This window comes from Pseudoalteromonas sp. CO348 (assembly GCF_004208845.1).
GTDB classification, from domain to species: domain Bacteria; phylum Pseudomonadota; class Gammaproteobacteria; order Enterobacterales; family Alteromonadaceae; genus Pseudoalteromonas; species Pseudoalteromonas maricaloris.
This window is the reverse complement of the sequence record NZ_SGPI01000009.1, coordinates 85,380-104,448: the sequence shown is the minus strand read 5'-3', so window position 1 is coordinate 104,448 and position 19,069 is coordinate 85,380. Positions and strand designations below refer to the sequence as shown.

Below are 19,069 nucleotides of genomic sequence, written 5' to 3'. Positions count from 1 at the left end.
AGCTCGATGGCGTTTAGATTAGGGTAAGTGAATCAATTGTCCTAAATAAACTAAAGCTCAACAGGCCCTAATTTACCGCTAAATAATATTGTCCCCTTCTTCTGGGCTTCGAGCACGTTCGGCTTGTTCTCTGATCTCATCTACATCGCTACTCACATCGTCAATATCCGCATCTACCGCACTTATTATGGCTTTACTCTTTTGTTTCACGGAGACTCCATTGCTACTACTCAAATTATTAGTCGCTTCTTTGGTTGCTCCTTGCGTTTCATTATTTGCAGCTATGATTATCCGCTCTCTGGCATCGTCAGGCATGCTAATTCCGTGTGCAGTAAAGCAATTAACGGTTTCTCGCATGAGCTGAGACGCCACTTTGATCGGGCTATGTTGTTCGCTATTGACCCAAAAATAAATGGTAAGATTGATAGTCGCAGAGCCTAAGGCTTCAAGTAGAACCTGAGGTGGCGGGTCGTTTAAAACCGCGCTTTGTTCTTTAAGTAAGTCAATTGCAATTTGCTGCGTCAGGCGAATATCGTTGTCATAACCAATACCAATCTTAAAGTGTCCACGCGTTTTGGGATTGGCAGTAAAGTTTTTAATTACATTCTTGTAGACGGTAGCATTGGGTATTTGAATGTGATTGCCATCATAATCAACTAAGGTCGTTGCGCGGGCGGTGACCTTTTTAACGATCCCCAAACGGTTATCCACTTCAATAACGTCATCAATTCTAAACGGGCGTTGGACACTAAGTAACATACTCGAAATAAAGTTCTCGGCGATATCACGAAACGCAAACCCAAGAATAAGACCGACAAGCCCAGTGCCACTCATTACTGCGACGGCAAACTCACTCAATCCGGCCAAGCGCAAAAAGATATAAATACCAAAAAATATGACTAACACACTGATAAAACGGCGAGTGACGAGATGCAATAATCGACTTTTACTGACATAACCTATGGGTTTAATCAAAAGATAAGAGATTGGCCGCGCTAAATAATAACAAAGCACAATAACCATAATCCCCAACGCCAGAGCAGGTAATAATTGCCATGCGGTTTGTAAAAAGTGCACAACCTGTGCGCTTAAACTTAGCGTATCTGATGTGCTCACGGCTTCAGTCGCTTCGCGAGAAGCTGCCGTCTGAATCATATTAGTCATTTGATTTTTAATAATATTATTGATTTCCATATTGCACTCTTTGGGTTTTTATTGACAAGGTCACGAGTTGACTAGTAGCAAATATAACGCCAAACGAGATTGGCAAACCTTTTGCTGTATATCACTTTAGAACAACAGGCCCAGAATTGATTTAGGAAAGACCAATGGCAGCTCATAAACATGGCTTTAATGCAGACAGGCCAAGTGATATTCCAGCACTCGGTTGGTGGGATGTCAGTAAACGGCTATATCACAGCTTATCCCAAGATAATTTATCCCTGGTTGCCGCTGGAGTGGCATTTTATGCTCTGCTGGCAATATTTCCCGCATTAGCAGCCGTCGTTTCTATCTATGCCTATTTTTCTTCTCCTGCAGAAATGGTTGATCAGCTACTGCCGCTAATTGAGCTCTTACCACCATCCAGCCAAGAAATTATGTTGCAACAACTCAAGGCGCTCACTCAAAAATCGCAGGCAAGCCTAAGTCTAGGTGCTATTTTTACCCTCTTTTTAACAATCTGGAGTAGCAGTAAAGGCTGCCAAGCATTGATTACAGCCTGCAACATTACGTATCATGAGCACAATAAAAGGCAGTTTTTGCAAGCGCTAGTGGTGCGCTTTTTGTTTTCTGTGGGGGCGATTTTCGTCGCGATTGTGGCGTTGTCTATTATCGGGATTTTACCGATTGTGCTTAACCTCGTAGGATTTACCACAGCACTCGATTCGATTATCCAGATAATCACTTGGTCTATTTTAGCAGCGCTATTTCACTTTTCTTTGGCGTTTGTTTATCGTTATGCACCACATCGCAGAGCCGCAAAATGGCGTTGGATAACACTCGGCTCGTTTACCGCAACCGGTTTATGGATCTTAGCGTCATTGGGATTTTCATATTACGTCGCGCAGTTCGCTTCTTACAATGAAACTTATGGCTCATTAGGTGGCGTTGTCATTATGATGATGTGGTTATACTTAAGCGCATACATCATTATTTTTGGTGCCGCACTAAATGCCAGTACTGAACTACAAACTTTAAAAGATAGTACCGTAGGTCCTGAGAAAGTGAGAGGACAACGAGGCGCATTTGTGGCTGATAATTTAACGACAAGACAGCGTCAAGAAAAGCAATAACGATACGTGGAATGGATTATAGGCATAAAAAAGGAAGCAAATTCGCTCCCTTTTAAACGATTATCTGTTAGATGCAGTACCTAGCAAACAAGCTTGCAACGGTTGCAGCGGTTGGTTTGCCATGCTGCCAGTCGCCACCTTCAACGCCGCTACCTGCAATATCCATGTGTACATACGGAATTGGCAATTCTGCATTACAACCATGCTTGTCTAGGCCACCAACGATTGCCAAAAATGCCATTGGGAATTGGTGACCACGAGCGGTAACCGCAGATGGTGCGTTGTTGCTCGATAGCACATCATCCGCAAGGGTGCGTGGTTTTACAAAGTCATAGTCTTCGCGTCGGCTACGCGATACTTCTGCGCAATCAGCCCATAGGTCGCCCATATCTGCAATCTTGCGAGATACTTGTGCTGCTCGTGCAGGACCATTCTCAACATAGGCACTGTAAGGACCCATAGCGCGCGCCGCATGACCTGTCAGTGTTGCAACCGTAAAGATCTCAGGGTTTTTCTCACCCAGTGCTAAGTCTTTCGCTTCACTGAGTAAATCCCCCATCGCCAAGCGACCTTCCGCATCGGTGTTACCAATACGAACGCGAACGCCTTCTCTGCTCTCAATGATTTCATCCGGCACGAAACAGTCAGAACCAATCGAGTTACGAACCACAGCAAGATATGCAATAACCTTAATACCTTTTGGCTGGTACTTAGCAACCGCTTCCATAAAACCAACCACTGACGCCGCACCGCCTTTGTCACGGCTCATGCCCGCCATAAAACCGCCCACTTTCAAGTCTGCACCGCCAGTATCGTACACAAGACCTTTGCCAACAAAGATAAGAGTACGTTCGACGTCACCTTCAGGCTCGTATGCCATTTTTACAACACGAGGATGGTGGCGCTCAACGGCGTAAGAGGCACGCGCTACCGTGCTTAGGAGTGGATATTGCTCATCCATAACTTTGCGGTCAGCGATAACCTCAACGTTTACCGCTGAACCTTGAAATAGCTCAACACAGTAGTCAGCAAAACGAGGTGGTGCCATGCGCTCTGGTTCTGTACCACACAAATCACGCGCAGCATATTGGCCTGCAGCGATTGCACTCAGTTGATCGCAGCATTGTGCTGACGCCTCAAAAACATAAATCGCTTCGATTGGTTCAATCGCTTCGCCACGGTACTCACGTGCTTCTAATGGCTGCCATAAGCCTTGGCAAGCACCTAAAAAGCTGACTGCACGCGCATTTTCGTAACGAGCATCGACAGGCACATTTACAACAGCAAGCACAGGTTTTACCGCACCAGCCGCTTTCGCTTCTAAAATACCAGCTTTTGCCGCTTCAAAGTAACGGCGAACGTCATCGTAATCTCTATCGAGTGGTCCGGTTGGCGCAATCACCAAACGCTTGCCAGGTACTTTGTCTGAAACAAGCAGGCTTGCCTTTTGCGCAATGCGCGCATCCACAGCTAAAAATGGTGCAGCAACTTCGTCAAGCTCTGCACTGCCAAGGTTTTGAATATCATGAGTAACAACAACGATAGCATCTGCATCGCTTTCAAATAGGGTGTTACAAGGTAATGCGATTGGAAAAGACATAAAAACGGCCCTTTTCTATATTAGAATTAGGGCCGACTATAGGTGATTTGTGGTCAAGTTCCAAGGGAACTACGACATATCACGGGCTTCATCTGGTTTCGCTTTGGTTTTGCTGATCACAGACCAAGCTTCTAACATCACCAAAATACTGACCACCAGCACGATAACGTCAAGCACAACCAACAGCCAATTGCCTTTTTGATAGTATTCACCTAGCTTGATCACTCCGGCAAAAAACGCCATCACCAGCACAAATACCATAGGGATCAAGGTGTACTTAGCGGGGCGCCCTAGTTTGATAAGATATACTGAGATAACCAACAAGGTTAAGCTTGCCAAGATTTGGTTGGTTGAACCAAACAGCGGCCAAATCACCATACCACCACTACCCGATGCGCCACCAGCGCCAAAGGCGAGTAGCAAACAGCATGCAACGGCCAACAAAGTCGCGATGATACCGTTGTTCAGGAACTTGATGTTATAGATCTCGCCCCACTCTTGAATAATATAACGCTGAAGTCTAACGCCAGAATCCATAGTGGTGCCTGCAAAAAGTACAACCATAACAGCAAGTAGGGTTGATGCGATTTCGACTGGTAGTCCCCAACCTGTACTGATAAGATTTGAGCCACCGTTAATAAAGGCTGATACACTGCCTGCACCAAGATGACTATAAATTTCGTGCCACTCTTCAGGTGATACAGCAAGCATCACGCCACTCACGGCGACCAAAGTGATAAGTGCAAGTGAGCCTTCACCAACTGCACCTAAGTAGCCGACAAAACGGCCGTCTTTTTCTTTGTCTAGTTGTTTTGAACTCGTTCCCGACGAAACAATACCGTGGAAACCAGATACCGCACCACAAGCAATAGTCACAAACAGCAAGGGGATAATACTCGGGGTGTTTTCTACCGTTTGGGTATTAAACGCAGGCGCAGTGATATCAGGCATGACCACAAAGACTGCACCATAAAGCAGGATCAATCCCACTAACAGCTGCATTCCATTAATAAAGTCACGAGGTTGTAATAGCATCCAAACCGGTAACAATGACGCCACGGCAGCATATATAAACAGAATGATTATCCAATTGGCTTTGTCGCTTAGACCAAACATTTCGGTTGGTAAGGTAATCGGCATACTACTGCCCATATAAATGGTCGCGTAGAGCACAATAACCCCGATAATACAGAGTGGTACTAGCGGCACTTTGCGTTTCAGTAATTGCCCGATGATAAGCGCCACGACGATAGCAGACCAAGCGGGAAATACCGCATTTGGGTTACCTACGAAGGAGTTTGCGATCACCACGCCGAACACGGCATTTACCATGAGCAGTACAAGGAAGACCACTATCATAAACAATGAACGCGTGCGCTTGCCAATCACGCTTTCAGACAACGCGCCCATCGACTTGCCTTTATGGCGAGCACTTGCCCACAACGCGCCCATATCATGGACACCCGCAAAGAATATAGTACCGAATACAACCCAAAGTACTGCTGGCACCCAACCCCAATAAACAGCGATAGCTGGACCTACAATGGGCGCTGCGCCTGCGACTGAAGTAAAGTGATGCCCCCACAATACCACTTTGTTGGTAGGAACATAATCTACGCCGTCCTCAAGCTCATGAGCCGGCGTGACAAAGTTGTCATCCATTTTAAATATTTTTTCAGCAATAAATTTGGAATAGACAAACCATCCAAATAACATCCCTATGATGCCGAAGAGTACGATCATTATGGATTGCATAATGCTTACCTCTTGTTGTTGTTTTAATTACACGCAGTTGGCGTGATTAGTTTGTTGCACGACAACTTCGAAGCTAGCACAAATTAAACTAATTGCAGTTATCTTTTAGTCTAGGTAGGTCAGAATTAGCCATCAAAAAGTCCCAATTGAGCTTGTGTGTTAGACTTTTCATTTAGCCCTAAGTGCAAGCCCACGAGGCGCACAGGTTTAAACTTTTGCCGTGACATCGCCTCAATCAATAATTCCTCGAAAACGGGCAAATCAATATGCTGGTATTGGCATTCTTTGGTGGTTTGGGTGAAATCGTAAAACTTCACTTTAACGCCAAGCTTATTAAAGCCGCGCTGTAAATAAGGCTGTGCTCGGCGAGTCAGTTCAGGTAACAGTTTTTCTTTTATGACTTGCTTTAAAGTATCAAGGTCAAGCGTGTCTTCTGCAAATGTGGTTTCAACGCCTATCGATTTGCGCACTCTATCGGTCTCAACTCGGCGCTCATCAATACCTTGACAACGCCGCCATAATACAGCGCCAAACTTGCCAAATGATTGGCGTAACTGAATTTCAGACAGTGCCTTAATATCTCGGCCATACTCAAGCCCCATGGCTAGCAAACGTTGTTGAGTCACTTTACCTACACCTGGAATTTTTTTAAGGGGTAACGCATCAATAAAAGCGCTCACTTGGTGAGGCGGGATCACACACTGACCATTGGGCTTGTTTTCATCGCTGGCAATTTTGGCTAAAAACTTGATTGGCGCAATTCCCGCTGAAGCAGTAAGGCCCGTTTCTGCAACTATATCCGCTCGGATCTGCTCGGCAATAAGCGTTGCACTGCCATTACATTGCTGACACTCAGTGACATCTAGATAGGCTTCATCCAAAGACAGTGGCTCAATGAGCTCAGTATAACGGGCAAAAATAGCGCGAATTTGTTGCGATATTGCCTTATAGACCTCCATTCTCCCCGGTACAATCACCAGCTGAGGGCAGAGTTTTTTCGCTTGATAATTCGACATGGCTGAGCGCACGCCATATTGCCGAGCAATATAGTTAGCCGTAGATAGCACCCCGCGATGGCTACGACCACCAATCGCCATCGGCACCTTTGCAAGCTCGGGGTTATCGCGCATTTCTACCGATGCATAGAACGCGTCCATATCAATATGAATAAATTTACGCACGTTAAAATACTGTCTAAATAAACAGTGTTCATTATGTGCTAATTTTCCAACTGTTGCAATCTTGAACATAAGCCTTAGTGTTCTGGGCTATACTTGTGTGGATGTCTGTTGCAAGTTGCACTGCAAAACAGAGATAATGCTAACAATATCAATACAGTTCAAAGTACTAAATCCGTTACTTTGGCTATATTTAATCATTCAGCAATCAATCAGGAGCCTGCATGAAGTACTCACGACTTGGTAGTAGCCCATTAGAAGTTTCACGTATTTGTTTAGGAAGCATGACTTGGGGCGTACAAAACAACCAGCATGATGCCGACGAGCAAATCAATTATGCACTAAGCCGTGGTATTAACTTCATTGATACCGCTGAAATGTATGCGGTCCCTCCCTCACCTGAAACCTATGGTAAAACCGAAGCCATCATTGGCAATTGGCTTAAGCGCCACCAAGAAAAGCGCGAAAAGCTCGTGCTTGCAACCAAGATTGCGGGAAGCGGTTTGCCTTGGATCCGAGAAGGCGGCCCTATTACGGGACAATCAGTGATCCAAGCAGTGGATGATTCTTTAGCGCGCCTGAATACCGACTATATCGACCTCTACCAACTACATTGGCCAAACCGTACTTCACCGCACTTTGGTAAACAATGGCCAGGCATGGTGCCTTTGAGCGCGCTTGACCGCGACGAAGAACGCGTTGGCATGCTAGATATTTTAGAAGGCTTAGCGAGCTGTATTAAAGCAGGTAAAATTCGCCATTGGGGTCTTTCTGATGATACGCCTTGGGGCATTCACACTTACCTTAATTTGGCGATGCAGCACGACCTACCTAAGCCGGTTTCGATTCAAAATGAGTTTAGCTTGCTACATGCCAAAGATTGGCCTTACTTGATTGAGAGTTGCGTAAACGAAGATATTGCCTATTTACCTTGGTCGCCATTGGCTGGTGGGATGCTGAGCGGTAAGTATTTAGGGGGCGCAAGACCTGAAGGCAGCCGCTTTACCTTAGTGCAAAGACAAGGCCTATTTAGGGACACACAACTAGCACAAGAAGCCGTTGCAAAATATTTAGAGATCGCCAAAGAATTTAATATGACTGCAGCACAACTGGCGCTAGCTTGGTGCAATCAAGTCGATGGCGTGACTTCAACCATCATCGGCGCGACAACCATGGCACAGCTTAAAGAAAATATTCAAGCGTTTGAACAGCCGCTATGTGCAGAATCTTTAGCCGAGATTGATACAGTATTTAAAGCGTACCCAGCTCCGTTTTAATGTCTTCATTCGCGATACGCCGCTTTTACGCTGGCGTATCACCTTGTAAACCCATCTTTGTTACCTAGATTGAAGTTAAAACCCCCATGCAAAGCTTAAACAACACCCCAGTCATTCCGCTTCAAGGCAGCTGCTTTACCAGAAAGACCACTCGCGCCATTGTCCTTAGAGGCAACGACATCCTTATGCTTTACACCAAACGTTATGACGATTACACCTTGCCAGGTGGCGGCGTCGACGAGGGTGAAAGCTTAGAAGCAGCATTGGAGCGCGAGCTAAAAGAAGAAACGGGTGCAGTATCCATCACAGGGTTGACGCCGTTTGGCCGCTATGAAGAGTACCGCCCTTGGTATAAACCCGATCATGACAATGTGCATATTATTTCTTATTGCTACGTTTGTGAGATTTGTGGCGAATTTGATGCGCCAGCTATGGAGGATTATGAACGCGCCAATGGTATGAAGCCGGTGTGGATCAATATAAACCAAGCCATCGCGCATAACGAAGCAAAACTCAATGATGCGAATAACAAAGGGATGTCCGTTTTACGTGAACTCACTTTGCTAAAACACATTTCCGCGCAATTAGTCACAGATTAATTTGCCTATTGAGGGAACAATTAAGTCTTTATTAAGCTCTAACTCCGCATGACTCAAGGATTTAATAAGAATAATGCGGCTGCTCCAACACAACCTGATTAGTTTCACCATTATCGCCTCTATTGTGCTGCATCTACTGCTCGGCTGGTATCTGCAGCAAAGTATTTATATCCCCTCAAAGCCTGAAGAAATTAAGGCAATGAAAACCTATTTGGTTATTGAGCCTGCCAAGCCCAAGATGGAGCGTATTGCAACACCGAAGATAACTGAAGATAAGCCAGTAGAGGAGTTAAAACCGACGCTGCCGGACGATACGGTTGAAGTACCAAAAACTGCACAAGCAGAACCAAAAAAGCCTACGGTTGAAAGTACAACTAAGCACATAACCAAAGCAGCGGTCGTCACGCAACCTAAAAAATTAGACCATCGCAAAGCAATCTCTCAATTTCGTCAGCAACTTTTAGAGCGCGCTCCGAGTGACGCTGTACTCAGCCAAAGCCAAGAAAAGCCACAGCGGCTCACCGTACCTAAAACGCATCAAACCACTGCTGCGAGCATACAAAGAGAGCAACTCGAGTCTACGCCCCAATACACAGTCTACCGTGAAAATGGCCTGTGTTACGCTGAAGTTAGGCCCGATCCGAGTATTCCTACACCGGAAGGATTAAATAAGAATTGGCGTACTGCGCCTCGCCCTTGCGATGGCGGTGCCATCAAAAAAGCCTATGATGCCGCGATGAGTAAATGGCTAAACAAACGCTAATCTTGCTATCATAAAGCAAATCTATTGCGAAGAATCCATTATGGAAAAAGCCACCATTTTAGTTGACGCCCAAAATGTTTATTACACCACCAAGCAAGCCTACCAAACAGGCTTTGACTATAATGCGTTTTGGCGCAAAGCAACGGCTAATCGCGAGGTATATCAAGCTATTGCCTATTCCAGCGAACGGGGTGACGACAAACAAAGACAGTTCCAAAATATCTTGCGAGCGATTGGCTTTGAAGTGAAGTTAAAGCCTTATATTCAACGTGCCGATGGCTCCGCGAAATGTGATTGGGATGTTGGCATTACCATTGATGCCATGGAATGCGCGTCAGGATCCGATGTGATAATTCTAGTTACTGGCGATGGTGATTTTGATTTACTCGCGAATAAGCTCAGAGATAAATACCATACCCGAGTCGAAGTTTACGGCGTGCCGCAGCTTACCGCCGCTTCACTGATCCGTGCAGCCAGTGAGTTTATACCAATCGAAAACGAATTGTTGATTGGCAAGAAATAAAAAAGCAAAGCACCTTGATACAAACGGCTTTGCTTGTTGACGAATTCGTCACTTTCGATTGCTTGGTCGCGCAATATACGCGTTTTAATCCGATAAGTAATATTCCACGCTCGTCACGACACGCACGATTTTTATCTGCGGCGTATTACTGTCTCTGTCGCGAATACTAAATTGTCCTTGCCTTGCCGATTTTATTTTGCCAAGCACAGAGTCGGAATCTTTAGCAAATTTGACCGCCACTTCTCGTGCTTTTTGTGTGGCTTCTTGCACCATTTCAGGCTTAATATCGTTAAGACCAGTAAACAAATATTCAACCCGATTTTGATAGTCGTCTTTAGTGATAGCAATACCTTGCTTGGCCAGCTCACTTAACTGCCCTAGTGCTTGCGAGACTTTATCTGGATTATTGGAGTACACAGTCACACCGGCTTTTGCCACATAGCGAAATCCTTGATTGTTTTGACCGTACTCTTGGGCGTATTTATCCGTAATGGAAGGCGCTGATATCGAAAGCTCTGAAGCATCAAAGCCATGCAAGGTTAAGAACGCGCGGATCGCCGCATTTTTCTTTTCCGTGCGCTCCACCAAGGCTTCCAGATCGTTATCTGCATCACGATAAAATACGGGCCAAATCACCGTGTCTGCTGTTACTTCCTTTTCCGATAAGCCTTTTACACTTACCGTTCGCTCCATTCCTTTCACTTCTAGAATGGTCGATTTTACCATCCAACCGCTCACTACCACCGCTAGTGATAGCAAAGCTGCAGGAGCCAAATATTTACTCATAGTAGACATATCTCTGTCCTCAACGTTACGCCTCAGTCATGGTTTTCAAACAATTATTATGGAGATAGATCAAAGTCTACCTTAATTGCACTCGAAAACCGCGAGCAAAATGGTAGAGTGGTGCTTATGAGCTGCGGCTGAACTAGGAAACAGTATGAGCGTAAAGCGTATTAGCCAATTTTTTAACCCCCAATCCATCGCGGTGATTGGCGCCTCTAACAATCCTGATCGCGCCGGCTTTATCGTAATGCGTAACTTGCTACAAGGCGGTTTTAAAGGGCCCATTATGCCCGTCAGCCCAAAGCATACCGCCGTGCATGGAGTGCTCGCCTACAGCGCCATCAAACAGCTCCCCAAAGTCCCTGATCTCGCTGTTATTTGTACCAACAAACAAACCCTAGTGCAAATCATCAATGAGCTTGGTGATATTGGCTGTCAACATGCAATCATCATCGCGGCAGGTCTTGATAATCAGCACAAACAACAATTAAAAGAAGCTGCCAAAATAGCGAAGGTCACTTTACTTGGTCCTAATTGTCTCGGTTTACTCATTCCTCACTTGGGTATTAATGCCAGTTTTTCTCATACGGTTGCAGCACCCGGTAAGCTTGCTTTTATTTCACAATCGGCGGCGGTATGTTCAACCATACTGGACTGGGCACAACATAAAAAAATCGGCTTTTCTTACTTTGTTTCCGTTGGGGATTGCCTTGATATCGATTTCGACGAACTACTTGATTTCCTTGGACGGGATCCAAAAACCCAAGCTATTTTGCTTTACATCGATAATATCGACGATGTTAGGCGCTTTATTTCCGCAGCTCGAGCCGCTGCGTTTAGTAAGCCCGTCATCGCCATAAAAACCGGTAAAACCAAGGCTGGCGCAATCGCTGCGCTGAATCACACCGGCGGCAATACCTCCGATGACGCAGTTTATGATGCCATGTTCCAACGTGCAGGTATGCTGAGGGTAAACGATCTTAGGGAGCTATTTGCTGCCACTCAAACGCTTGCTTTACACCCCAAATTGCTGCAAGTAGAACAGCTGACCATTTTAACCAATGGCGGCGGCCCTGGCATTATGGCAGTAGATACCTTACTGCAGAACTCAGGCAAACTGGCGGTGCTAAGCGAGCAGACCAAGCAAGCGCTCAGCGCCCTGATCCCACAAACAGATCATGCTTGTAACCCTATAGATATTTTTGGTGATTCCTCGCCAAAACGTTACCAACAAGCACTAGAGATTTTATTAAAGGCTGACGAAGTCAAAAACTTATTGATAATTCATACTCCTTCAGCACTTGCGCCAAGTACCGCTTATGCCGAGATCATTGCACAGACCCTAGCCAAAATTCCAAAAATGGCACGCCCTTATGTGATGACAAACTTTATGGGTGAAGAAGCGGCCTACGCTGCAAGGCTTGTATGTGCAAATGCTAAGATCCCAACTTATCGTACACCCGAAGGCGCAGTTGGCGCCTTTATGCACTTGGTGAGCTACCGCCGAAATCAAAAACACCTCACGCAAACACCTGAGTCCTACAGTGATGAAGGCCAGCTGCAACACCTGCAAAGCAAACGTTTAATCAATGACTTTTTAAATTCAGGTGCCAATAAACTCGCGACCCATTTGGCTTCTCAAGTGCTGGCTAATTACGATATAGAATGTATAGAGACACAAATCGCACTCACCCCCTCAGAAGCGAAAGAGCAAGCTCAGCAGCTTGGTTTCCCCGTTGCACTCAAACTGATAAGCCATGATATTCCTTCTAAATCGGAAGTGGGTGGGGTTGTACTCAACCTCAACGATGCCGAAGAAGTAGAACAAACCGCATTTTCGATGTTACTACGGATCCGTGAGGCTGCCCCCGAAGCTGAAATAGAAGGCTTCTCTTTGCAACGCATGGCAAAACGCGCTGGTGGACAAGAATTACGGATAGCAGTAAAAACCGAACCCGGTGTTGGCCCTGTTATTTTGCTGGGTGAAGCAGGCACCGGGCTTAATTTTTCGCAAGCTGCGGTGGCATTACCACCACTGAATATGAACCTTGCAAAGTACCTGATTGCAGCCGCCCATGATAAAGGCTTTATCAAAGAGCGAGCACTACCTGAAAAGGTCGATAAATACCGTCTGTGTGCCCTACTCACTCGAGTGTCTCAAATGGTAGTCGACCAACCCGATATCATTGATATGGAGCTCAATCCTATTTTGGCCTGCTCGGGTCAGTTCCAAGTGCTCGACGCCAGTATTACGCTCAGACGATACGAACCGATATCTGGCCGTAAACGCTTGGCCATCCGACCTTACCCTCGAGAACTGGTAAAAACCGTGACGTTAAAAGATGGCCGCCCTGCAACCTTAAGACCTATTCGTCCTGAGGATGAAAGAGCGCACCAAGAATTTGATCAGTCTTTAAGTAAAGAAGATAGATACCGCCGCTTCTTTGGTGAACTGCCGCAATTTAATCATGAACAGCTCGCCAAAATGACGCAAATTGACTACGACCGAGAAATGGCGTTTATCGTCACTGTGCCTAATAAATCTAGCTACCAAACGCTTGGAGTATCACGCGTGCTGATGGACCCTGATAACCAAGTAGCTGAATTTGCCGTAGTGGTACGCTCAGATCGCCAAGGACTTGGGCTTGGACACATACTCATGGAAGCTGCTATAAAACACTGTCGTAAACAGGGCGTACAAAGCATTGAAGGGATTACCCTGCCAGAAAACAGCGGGATGATAGGCCTTGCCAAAAAGCTTGGATTTACCGTATCTCGAGATTTTGAGGAAGGCACCATTCAGATGGTGTTACACTTAAACTAAACACAAAAAAGATAAGGGATGCTGGCAACTTGATGCAACTTCACATCAGAGAAAAAACGGCTGCGGTGCTCGAGGCTACAGGGCAATATCGCCGACTCGGGCGCGCAGTTGATATCTTCCTCATCACCCTGATTTTAACCAATGTCGTTGCTATCGTGTTGGAATCTGAGCGCGACTTAGCAAGTGTGTACCATCACTACTTTCTAACCCTAGAGTTAGTCAGTGTGACCATCTTCGCCATCGAATACTTACTGAGGTTTTGGTGCTGTGTCGATAAACTTGATTACCGCCATTTGGATATACCTAATTGGAAAAAGCGCCTAAAATATCTGATCTCACCGCTGGCGGTGATTGATCTCATCGCTATTTTACCAACCATATTAATGGCCTTTATCACCTTTGATCTGCGCTTTTTACGTGTTATTCGATTACTCAGGATCTTTAAGCTGACGCGCTACTCTCGAGCCATGCAGTTGCTGCTCGCAGCATTTAAAGAAGAGTCGAGTTCATTGCTTGCTGCCTTTTTCATTATGAGTGTGGTGCTTATCATGGCCTCTTGCGGAATTTATCTTATTGAACACGATGTGCAACCGGATAAGTTTGGCTCCATTCCCAAAGCCATGTGGTGGGCGATGGCCACTCTAACCACTGTGGGTTACGGCGATGTTGTACCAATCACCCCACTTGGACAATTTTTTGGTGGTCTTATCACTTTACTCAGTATGGGCATGGTCGCTATCCCCACCGGCCTATTGGCTTCAAGCTTTGCAGACCAAATGCGCAAACGTCGAGATGCATTCAATGAGGCTGTGCTGCATGCGTTAGTCGATGGCGATGTCGACAAAAGTGAAAGAGCCCATTTAGAAGCGCTTCGTATTGAGCTTGGCTTAAGCCAATTAGAAGCAAACCAAGCAATTAAACTAATGAGTAGTCAACGCGTCCATCATATGTACTGTCGCCACTGCGGTAAGAAGCTGTAGCCAAAGAGGCTACAGCGATGTTTCAGAGAGTAATTGCGCTACCTGCTCACCACTAATCGCCAAGCTGAAACGATAGCCTTGATAATAATCAACTTGCTCAGCTTTAATTCGCTGATACTGTAGGTCGTTTTCCACCCCTTCAGCGACACATTTTAATCCCAGTCCATGCGCTAAATTTACACATGAACGAATGATCAAATAGCTTTCAGGATCCTCAGCAATTTGTTGTACAAAGCTTTTATCTATCTTGATGACATCAATAGGCAATTGTTGCAGATAGGTCAAAGAGGCGTACCCCGTCCCAAAGTCATCCATATAGATACGACAGCCCAGTGCTTTAATTTCTTTCATCACTTTCACAGCGCTATCAACGTTAGAAAGCAAAGCGGTTTCCGTTATCTCAAAAGCCACTGAGTGACCTGACACTTTACTGCGACTTAGAGCTTGTTGAATATTATCGACCAAGCTCGAGGATTCAAAATCAATGGCAGATAGATTAATAGATATATACAAATCGCGCTCAATGGTTTGCCAGTGTCTCAATTCAACCAATGCCCGAGATAACATTTGCAGGGTAAGCTCGGTAACTACGCCAGCATGTTCAGCTGCGAGCGCATACTCTTGAGCGCAAAACTCACTATTTTCAGGCCAACGTAATAGCGCTTCAAAGCCAAGCAAGGTATCGCTTTGTACATCGACAATTGGCTGATAATGATTACTAAATTCACCATTTTTTAGTGCTCGCATAAGCGCTTGTTCAACTTCACGAGAACGCCTAACCTTGCCATTCATCTCTTCGCGGAAAAACTGATAACTAGAAATTTGTTGTACATTAACATGCTCAAGAGCCGCCTTAGCCGCTTGATTGAGCTCAAAAGCGTCGGACGCATCATCCGGGTACATTGCAATTCCTATCGTAGGTTGCATCTGCACAGTATGTCCAGCAGCCTCCAAAGGAGTGCTAAATGAGTGAACTAAACACTCTACATATTGATGCACCTTTTCGGGGTTATCGAGATGCTCCATCAACACATAAAACGACTTATCATGCCCCGTTGCTAAACTGTCTAATTCTCGGAAGCAACAGCGTAGCTTCGTTGCAAGCAGTGGAAGCAGCTCGGCCACAAAGTCTGCACCATAAATATCGTATAGATTCTGTAAGCGATTGAATTTGATTACCAACAACGCAAAATGTGTCTCTTGAGCCTGCGACTGCTTGATTGCATGCTGCACTCTATCCATCAATAACGCTTTATTCGGCAACTTCGTCTGTAAATCGTAGTTAGCGAGCTGATATAGCTCTTTTTCAGTACGCTTTTGTTGGCTAATATCGGTTAGCACCACAACATAACTGTATAGTTCGCCATCACCATTTGCCACGGCACTAATCTTAATCAATACGTCTCTTTCATCACCATTAGGCAGACTAACGACTTCCTCTGAACTCAAGTGTTGATGTACTGCCAACGCCAACGTTTGGCGTAGATACATCATCCGCTTTTGTCTCGACATCCCAAGTTTCACCGCAGTGCTTGATGACGGGATAGAGTCAAGATTAAAGGCATTTTGCATCGCCCGATTACAAGCCTGGATACGCAGTCTTTTGTCTAAAATCATAACCCAGTCACGGGTCTGCTCAAACGCAGCCCCAAATAATGCGGCACGCTCTTCAAATAACCGCTCGCGTGTTAAGTTGGTATAGGTGCCTGCCACTTGTGTTGGATTACCTTCATCCCACTCGAGTACCTTGCCAAAATCCTTATACCAACGCCACTGGCCTTTGCTGTCTCTTAATCGATAAGTACAGTCGATAAACCCTTTGTTCGTTGTGACGAACTCAAGCCACTGTAAGCGGAACATGGCTCTATCCGAGGGGTGTATCTTTTGTAGATAATCATCTAAACCAACACTCTCAAGTTCGTAGTCGAGTTCAGTAACTAATCTAGGCTGATAGATTAAGGTACTACCCGCATGCCACTCCCATACACCGGAGTTACTTCCTTCTAGCGCCATTTTCAACCTAGCTTCGCGGTCTTGTGTTTCCTTATGAGCGGCAAGAATAAGTTGCTCAACACGATACTTTCGATAGCTCCAAAGAGACAGTAGTAAGAGCGTGAGAAACACATATCCAGCAATCGCAACGGGTGAACGCCACGCGGGATAGTTCACATTAATGGTTAATTTTGCAGGCGGTGTATAATCTCCCGTTAATGGGTCTTTGGCCCACACTTTTAATGCATATTCACCGGGATTAAGTTTAGGAAATACCACACGATTTTGATTGCGGCTCAAGATCTTCTGACCACCGGATATTTGATACTCATAAATGATCCGATCCTGATAGCTAAATGCCATCGCAGAGAATGACACTTCGAGTCCAATATCGTCATGTTCAAGTTCAATGTGATCAAATTGCTTTAATCCAGCTTTTTGATTTGGGCGAGAGATTAAATCCACGCTGGTGATATTTACATGATCAAGTAAAGGCTTTTTAGGCCGATTGTCATCAGGAGAAAACACCACAAACCCTTTTAACATACCATACGCAATGCGACCGTCTTCCAACATCACGGACGCGCCACCGTTAAATTCATTAGAAAGTATGCCATCCTCGGTGGTGAATTGTTGTAAGTGCAAATTATCCGGATCTAGACGCCAAATTCCCTTGTGAGATGACATCCAAATCATTCCTTCTTTGTCTTGGCGCATTTCATACATCAAAGTATCTATTTTATGGGCTTTTAAATCGATGTTATAAATCGGCTCATAACCGTCTAGCGTCAGACCAATCAAACCAAATGATGATAACGACAACCACAAGATATTATTTTTATCTATGGTATAGGTGGTGATATCAACCGCTAAATGCTTATTTGCCTTTGGCGCTTTATAGATCTCAGTTAGCGTTTCCAACAGCGGATCATATTGCAGCAATACGCCAGCATAGTAGTAAAGGGGTTTAAGCGGTTCGTTTGGAAGTGGTGGGTAGAAGCCATAAGTAAGAAACGGATCGACATTTTCAAATGACTTCGTCAGGTGTGTCAGCTCTGCTGTATTAATATCATAAACGAACATCCCCACGTCACTATTGACGAAATAAAACTTACCGTCAGCTAACAACTCCCCTCCTTTCACAAAGGATGTCAGTATCTCTTTATCTTCTGGGTTATTAGCCTTGGGTCTTGTCACTTCATGAGTAATAGGGTCAAAGACAAACAATCCTTTCACGGTTGTTAGCCAAAGCTTATTGTTATACTCGGCAATCTTCCAGATAATAAACTCTGAGAGAATTTCGTCACCCAAGTAACCCTTTAGAAACTGTTTGGTCTCTCTGTTTTTTGGATTGTATCGTGTTAGGCCATCATTCGTTGCTAGCCACAAGAACTGATTAGATTCATGCATTGCCCAGACATTACTGTGAGAAAAACCCTCACCTTCAACGGTAAGATCGCTAACGTTATCAAACGCCAGCGTGCTGTCTGGTAAGTAAAATGCGCCATCTTCTTTGGTCGCAACCCAAAGCCCACCATAGTTGTCTTTGACAATATCGATAACGCTGGTATTTGATGGTAAAAAAACGCTTGTAGACAAGCGTTTATCACGAACCGCATTACCATCTTCAATCGTGTAATAAACAAGACCTTTATCGGTACCTAGCAGCAAGGTGTGTTCATCATGTCTGAGCATTTTCCATATATTTAGCTCAGGAAGTAGCGTTTTAAACGGTACCTCTGCGTCAAAATCTTTTAGGAGTTGAGAAATATCTAGCTCGTACATCCCCTGAACCGCTCCCACGAGCAAGGTATCTTGGTCTAAAATAAATAGTGATTTAGTATTTGTTTGATAGGGATGTGCAATGGGAGCTAGGTGGTCAAGGGGTCTTAGTTTTTTCGTTGTTAAATGATATGCAAACAAGCGCTCTGAAGTGGCGATAAACAAAATGTCTTGATGTTGATAAACAGCGCGTATAAAACCGCTTTCTTCATCTAGCGGCAAAGTCACTTCACTCTCAAGTTTGCCTGTATGGATATTGAGGATAGCGACATCATTGGTGCGCACAACCCACATATGATCATCATCTTTGGTCAAAACAATATTAACCAAATTGGAATAAAACTCGTCCTCTGTGGAGGGTGGCTCTATGTACTTTCTATACTCGTCTTTCATGGGGTCGTATCGCAATAATCCCGCGATCCCCGTGGTGATCCAAATGCCACCAAGGTTGTCCTGGTAAATATAATTCACTTGCACTTTATCAAGCACACCATCTGGTCCATTCACGTCCAGCACTTGATAACCGTCGTAACGGTTAAGTCCTCCTTCGGTAGAAAGCCACAAATAGCCCTGCTCATCTATGAGCAACGTATTTACGTAACTTTGTGATAATCCTTCCGCGGGAGAAAGTCGAGAAATTTGTGCAGCATTTACCAATGCAGTAAATAGGCAAATGCAAAATATAAAACACAGGCGAAACATAAAAAGCCGAGGTT

13 protein-coding genes are annotated in these 19,069 nt (G+C 45.0%); 7 read left to right on the top strand and 6 right to left on the bottom strand.

All coding sequences use genetic code 11. The annotated features are described in order from the left end of the window. Positions 1-78: 78 nt before the first annotated feature. Positions 79-1,194: a mechanosensitive ion channel family protein gene (locus tag EXT48_RS02460; protein WP_130163481.1), complete on the bottom strand. Its 1,116-nt coding sequence runs from the start codon at positions 1,192-1,194 to the stop codon at positions 79-81. 134 nt (positions 1,195-1,328) lie between these two features. Here EXT48_RS02460 and EXT48_RS02455 point away from each other — a divergent pair, with 134 nt between their 5' ends. Then, a complete protein-coding gene (locus EXT48_RS02455) occupies positions 1,329-2,294 on the top strand; it encodes a YihY/virulence factor BrkB family protein (RefSeq protein WP_130163480.1) in 966 nt (321 codons plus the stop codon). 67 nt (positions 2,295-2,361) lie between these two features. Here the strand turns inward: EXT48_RS02455 and EXT48_RS02450 are convergent, their stop codons facing one another. The 3 genes from EXT48_RS02450 to dinB form a co-directional block, all read right to left on the bottom strand. Beyond that, on the bottom strand, positions 2,362-3,894 hold the full coding sequence (locus tag EXT48_RS02450) for a leucyl aminopeptidase family protein (RefSeq protein ID WP_130163479.1): 1,533 nt from the start codon (positions 3,892-3,894) through the stop codon (positions 2,362-2,364). Between the two features lie 69 nt (positions 3,895-3,963). Next, entirely contained in the window at positions 3,964-5,649 is a 1,686-nt protein-coding gene (locus EXT48_RS02445) for a carbon starvation protein A (RefSeq protein ID WP_010374688.1), read from the bottom strand. Positions 5,650-5,774: 125 nt separating this feature from the next. Continuing rightward, the gene (gene dinB, locus EXT48_RS02440) at positions 5,775-6,899 is read right to left on the bottom strand and encodes a DNA polymerase IV (RefSeq protein ID WP_130163478.1); all 1,125 of its coding nucleotides are present in this window, start codon (positions 6,897-6,899) and stop codon (positions 5,775-5,777) included. Between the two features lie 152 nt (positions 6,900-7,051). Here dinB and EXT48_RS02435 point away from each other — a divergent pair, with 152 nt between their 5' ends. The 4 genes from EXT48_RS02435 (at position 7,052) to EXT48_RS02420 (ending at position 9,989) form a co-directional block, all read left to right on the top strand. After that, positions 7,052-8,104: an aldo/keto reductase gene (locus EXT48_RS02435; protein ID WP_130163477.1), complete on the top strand. Its 1,053-nt coding sequence runs from the start codon at positions 7,052-7,054 to the stop codon at positions 8,102-8,104. Positions 8,105-8,190: 86 nt separating this feature from the next. Continuing rightward, a complete protein-coding gene (locus EXT48_RS02430) occupies positions 8,191-8,703 on the top strand; it encodes an NUDIX hydrolase (RefSeq protein WP_130163476.1) in 513 nt (170 codons plus the stop codon). A gap of 73 nt (positions 8,704-8,776) precedes the next feature. Next, a complete protein-coding gene (locus EXT48_RS02425; protein WP_069022600.1) occupies positions 8,777-9,466 on the top strand; it encodes a hypothetical protein in 690 nt (229 codons plus the stop codon). 40 nt (positions 9,467-9,506) lie between these two features. Then, the gene (locus EXT48_RS02420) at positions 9,507-9,989 is read left to right on the top strand and encodes an NYN domain-containing protein (RefSeq protein ID WP_130163475.1); all 483 of its coding nucleotides are present in this window, start codon (positions 9,507-9,509) and stop codon (positions 9,987-9,989) included. An 84-nt stretch (positions 9,990-10,073) separates the two neighbouring features. Here the strand turns inward: EXT48_RS02420 and EXT48_RS02415 are convergent, their stop codons facing one another. Next, positions 10,074-10,784, bottom strand: coding sequence for an SIMPL domain-containing protein (locus EXT48_RS02415; protein WP_010374677.1), 711 nt, complete (start codon positions 10,782-10,784; stop codon positions 10,074-10,076). A 145-nt stretch (positions 10,785-10,929) separates the two neighbouring features. On the opposite strand from EXT48_RS02415, the gene EXT48_RS02410 reads away from it, so the two are divergent. Together EXT48_RS02410 and EXT48_RS02405 are read left to right on the top strand one after the other, a co-directional pair. After that, the gene (locus EXT48_RS02410; RefSeq protein WP_130163474.1) at positions 10,930-13,599 is read left to right on the top strand and encodes a bifunctional acetate--CoA ligase family protein/GNAT family N-acetyltransferase; all 2,670 of its coding nucleotides are present in this window, start codon (positions 10,930-10,932) and stop codon (positions 13,597-13,599) included. Positions 13,600-13,631: 32 nt separating this feature from the next. Next, on the top strand, positions 13,632-14,579 hold the full coding sequence (locus EXT48_RS02405; RefSeq protein WP_039493932.1) for an ion transporter: 948 nt from the start codon (positions 13,632-13,634) through the stop codon (positions 14,577-14,579). 9 nt (positions 14,580-14,588) lie between these two features. Here the strand turns inward: EXT48_RS02405 and EXT48_RS02400 are convergent, their stop codons facing one another. Continuing rightward, positions 14,589-19,055, bottom strand: a complete 4,467-nt coding sequence (locus tag EXT48_RS02400; RefSeq protein WP_240703338.1) for an EAL domain-containing protein — start codon at positions 19,053-19,055, stop codon at positions 14,589-14,591. Positions 19,056-19,069: the final 14 nt, after the last annotated feature.

Bases quoted from the DNA above. Each gene is read 5' to 3' on its own strand.
- EXT48_RS02460 (WP_130163481.1), bottom strand. From the start codon at position 1,194: ATGGAAATCAATAATATTATTAAAAATCAAATGACTAATATGATTCAG.
- EXT48_RS02455 (WP_130163480.1), top strand. From the start codon at position 1,329: ATGGCAGCTCATAAACATGGCTTTAATGCAGACAGGCCAAGTGATATT.
- EXT48_RS02450 (WP_130163479.1), bottom strand. From the start codon at position 3,894: ATGTCTTTTCCAATCGCATTACCTTGTAACACCCTATTTGAAAGCGAT.
- EXT48_RS02445 (WP_010374688.1), bottom strand. From the start codon at position 5,649: ATGCAATCCATAATGATCGTACTCTTCGGCATCATAGGGATGTTATTT.
- dinB (WP_130163478.1), bottom strand. From the start codon at position 6,899: ATGTTCAAGATTGCAACAGTTGGAAAATTAGCACATAATGAACACTGT.
- EXT48_RS02435 (WP_130163477.1), top strand. From the start codon at position 7,052: ATGAAGTACTCACGACTTGGTAGTAGCCCATTAGAAGTTTCACGTATT.
- EXT48_RS02430 (WP_130163476.1), top strand. From the start codon at position 8,191: ATGCAAAGCTTAAACAACACCCCAGTCATTCCGCTTCAAGGCAGCTGC.
- EXT48_RS02425 (WP_069022600.1), top strand. From the start codon at position 8,777: ATGCGGCTGCTCCAACACAACCTGATTAGTTTCACCATTATCGCCTCT.
- EXT48_RS02420 (WP_130163475.1), top strand. From the start codon at position 9,507: ATGGAAAAAGCCACCATTTTAGTTGACGCCCAAAATGTTTATTACACC.
- EXT48_RS02415 (WP_010374677.1), bottom strand. From the start codon at position 10,784: ATGTCTACTATGAGTAAATATTTGGCTCCTGCAGCTTTGCTATCACTA.
- EXT48_RS02410 (WP_130163474.1), top strand. From the start codon at position 10,930: ATGAGCGTAAAGCGTATTAGCCAATTTTTTAACCCCCAATCCATCGCG.
- EXT48_RS02405 (WP_039493932.1), top strand. From the start codon at position 13,632: ATGCAACTTCACATCAGAGAAAAAACGGCTGCGGTGCTCGAGGCTACA.
- EXT48_RS02400 (WP_240703338.1), bottom strand. From the start codon at position 19,055: ATGTTTCGCCTGTGTTTTATATTTTGCATTTGCCTATTTACTGCATTG.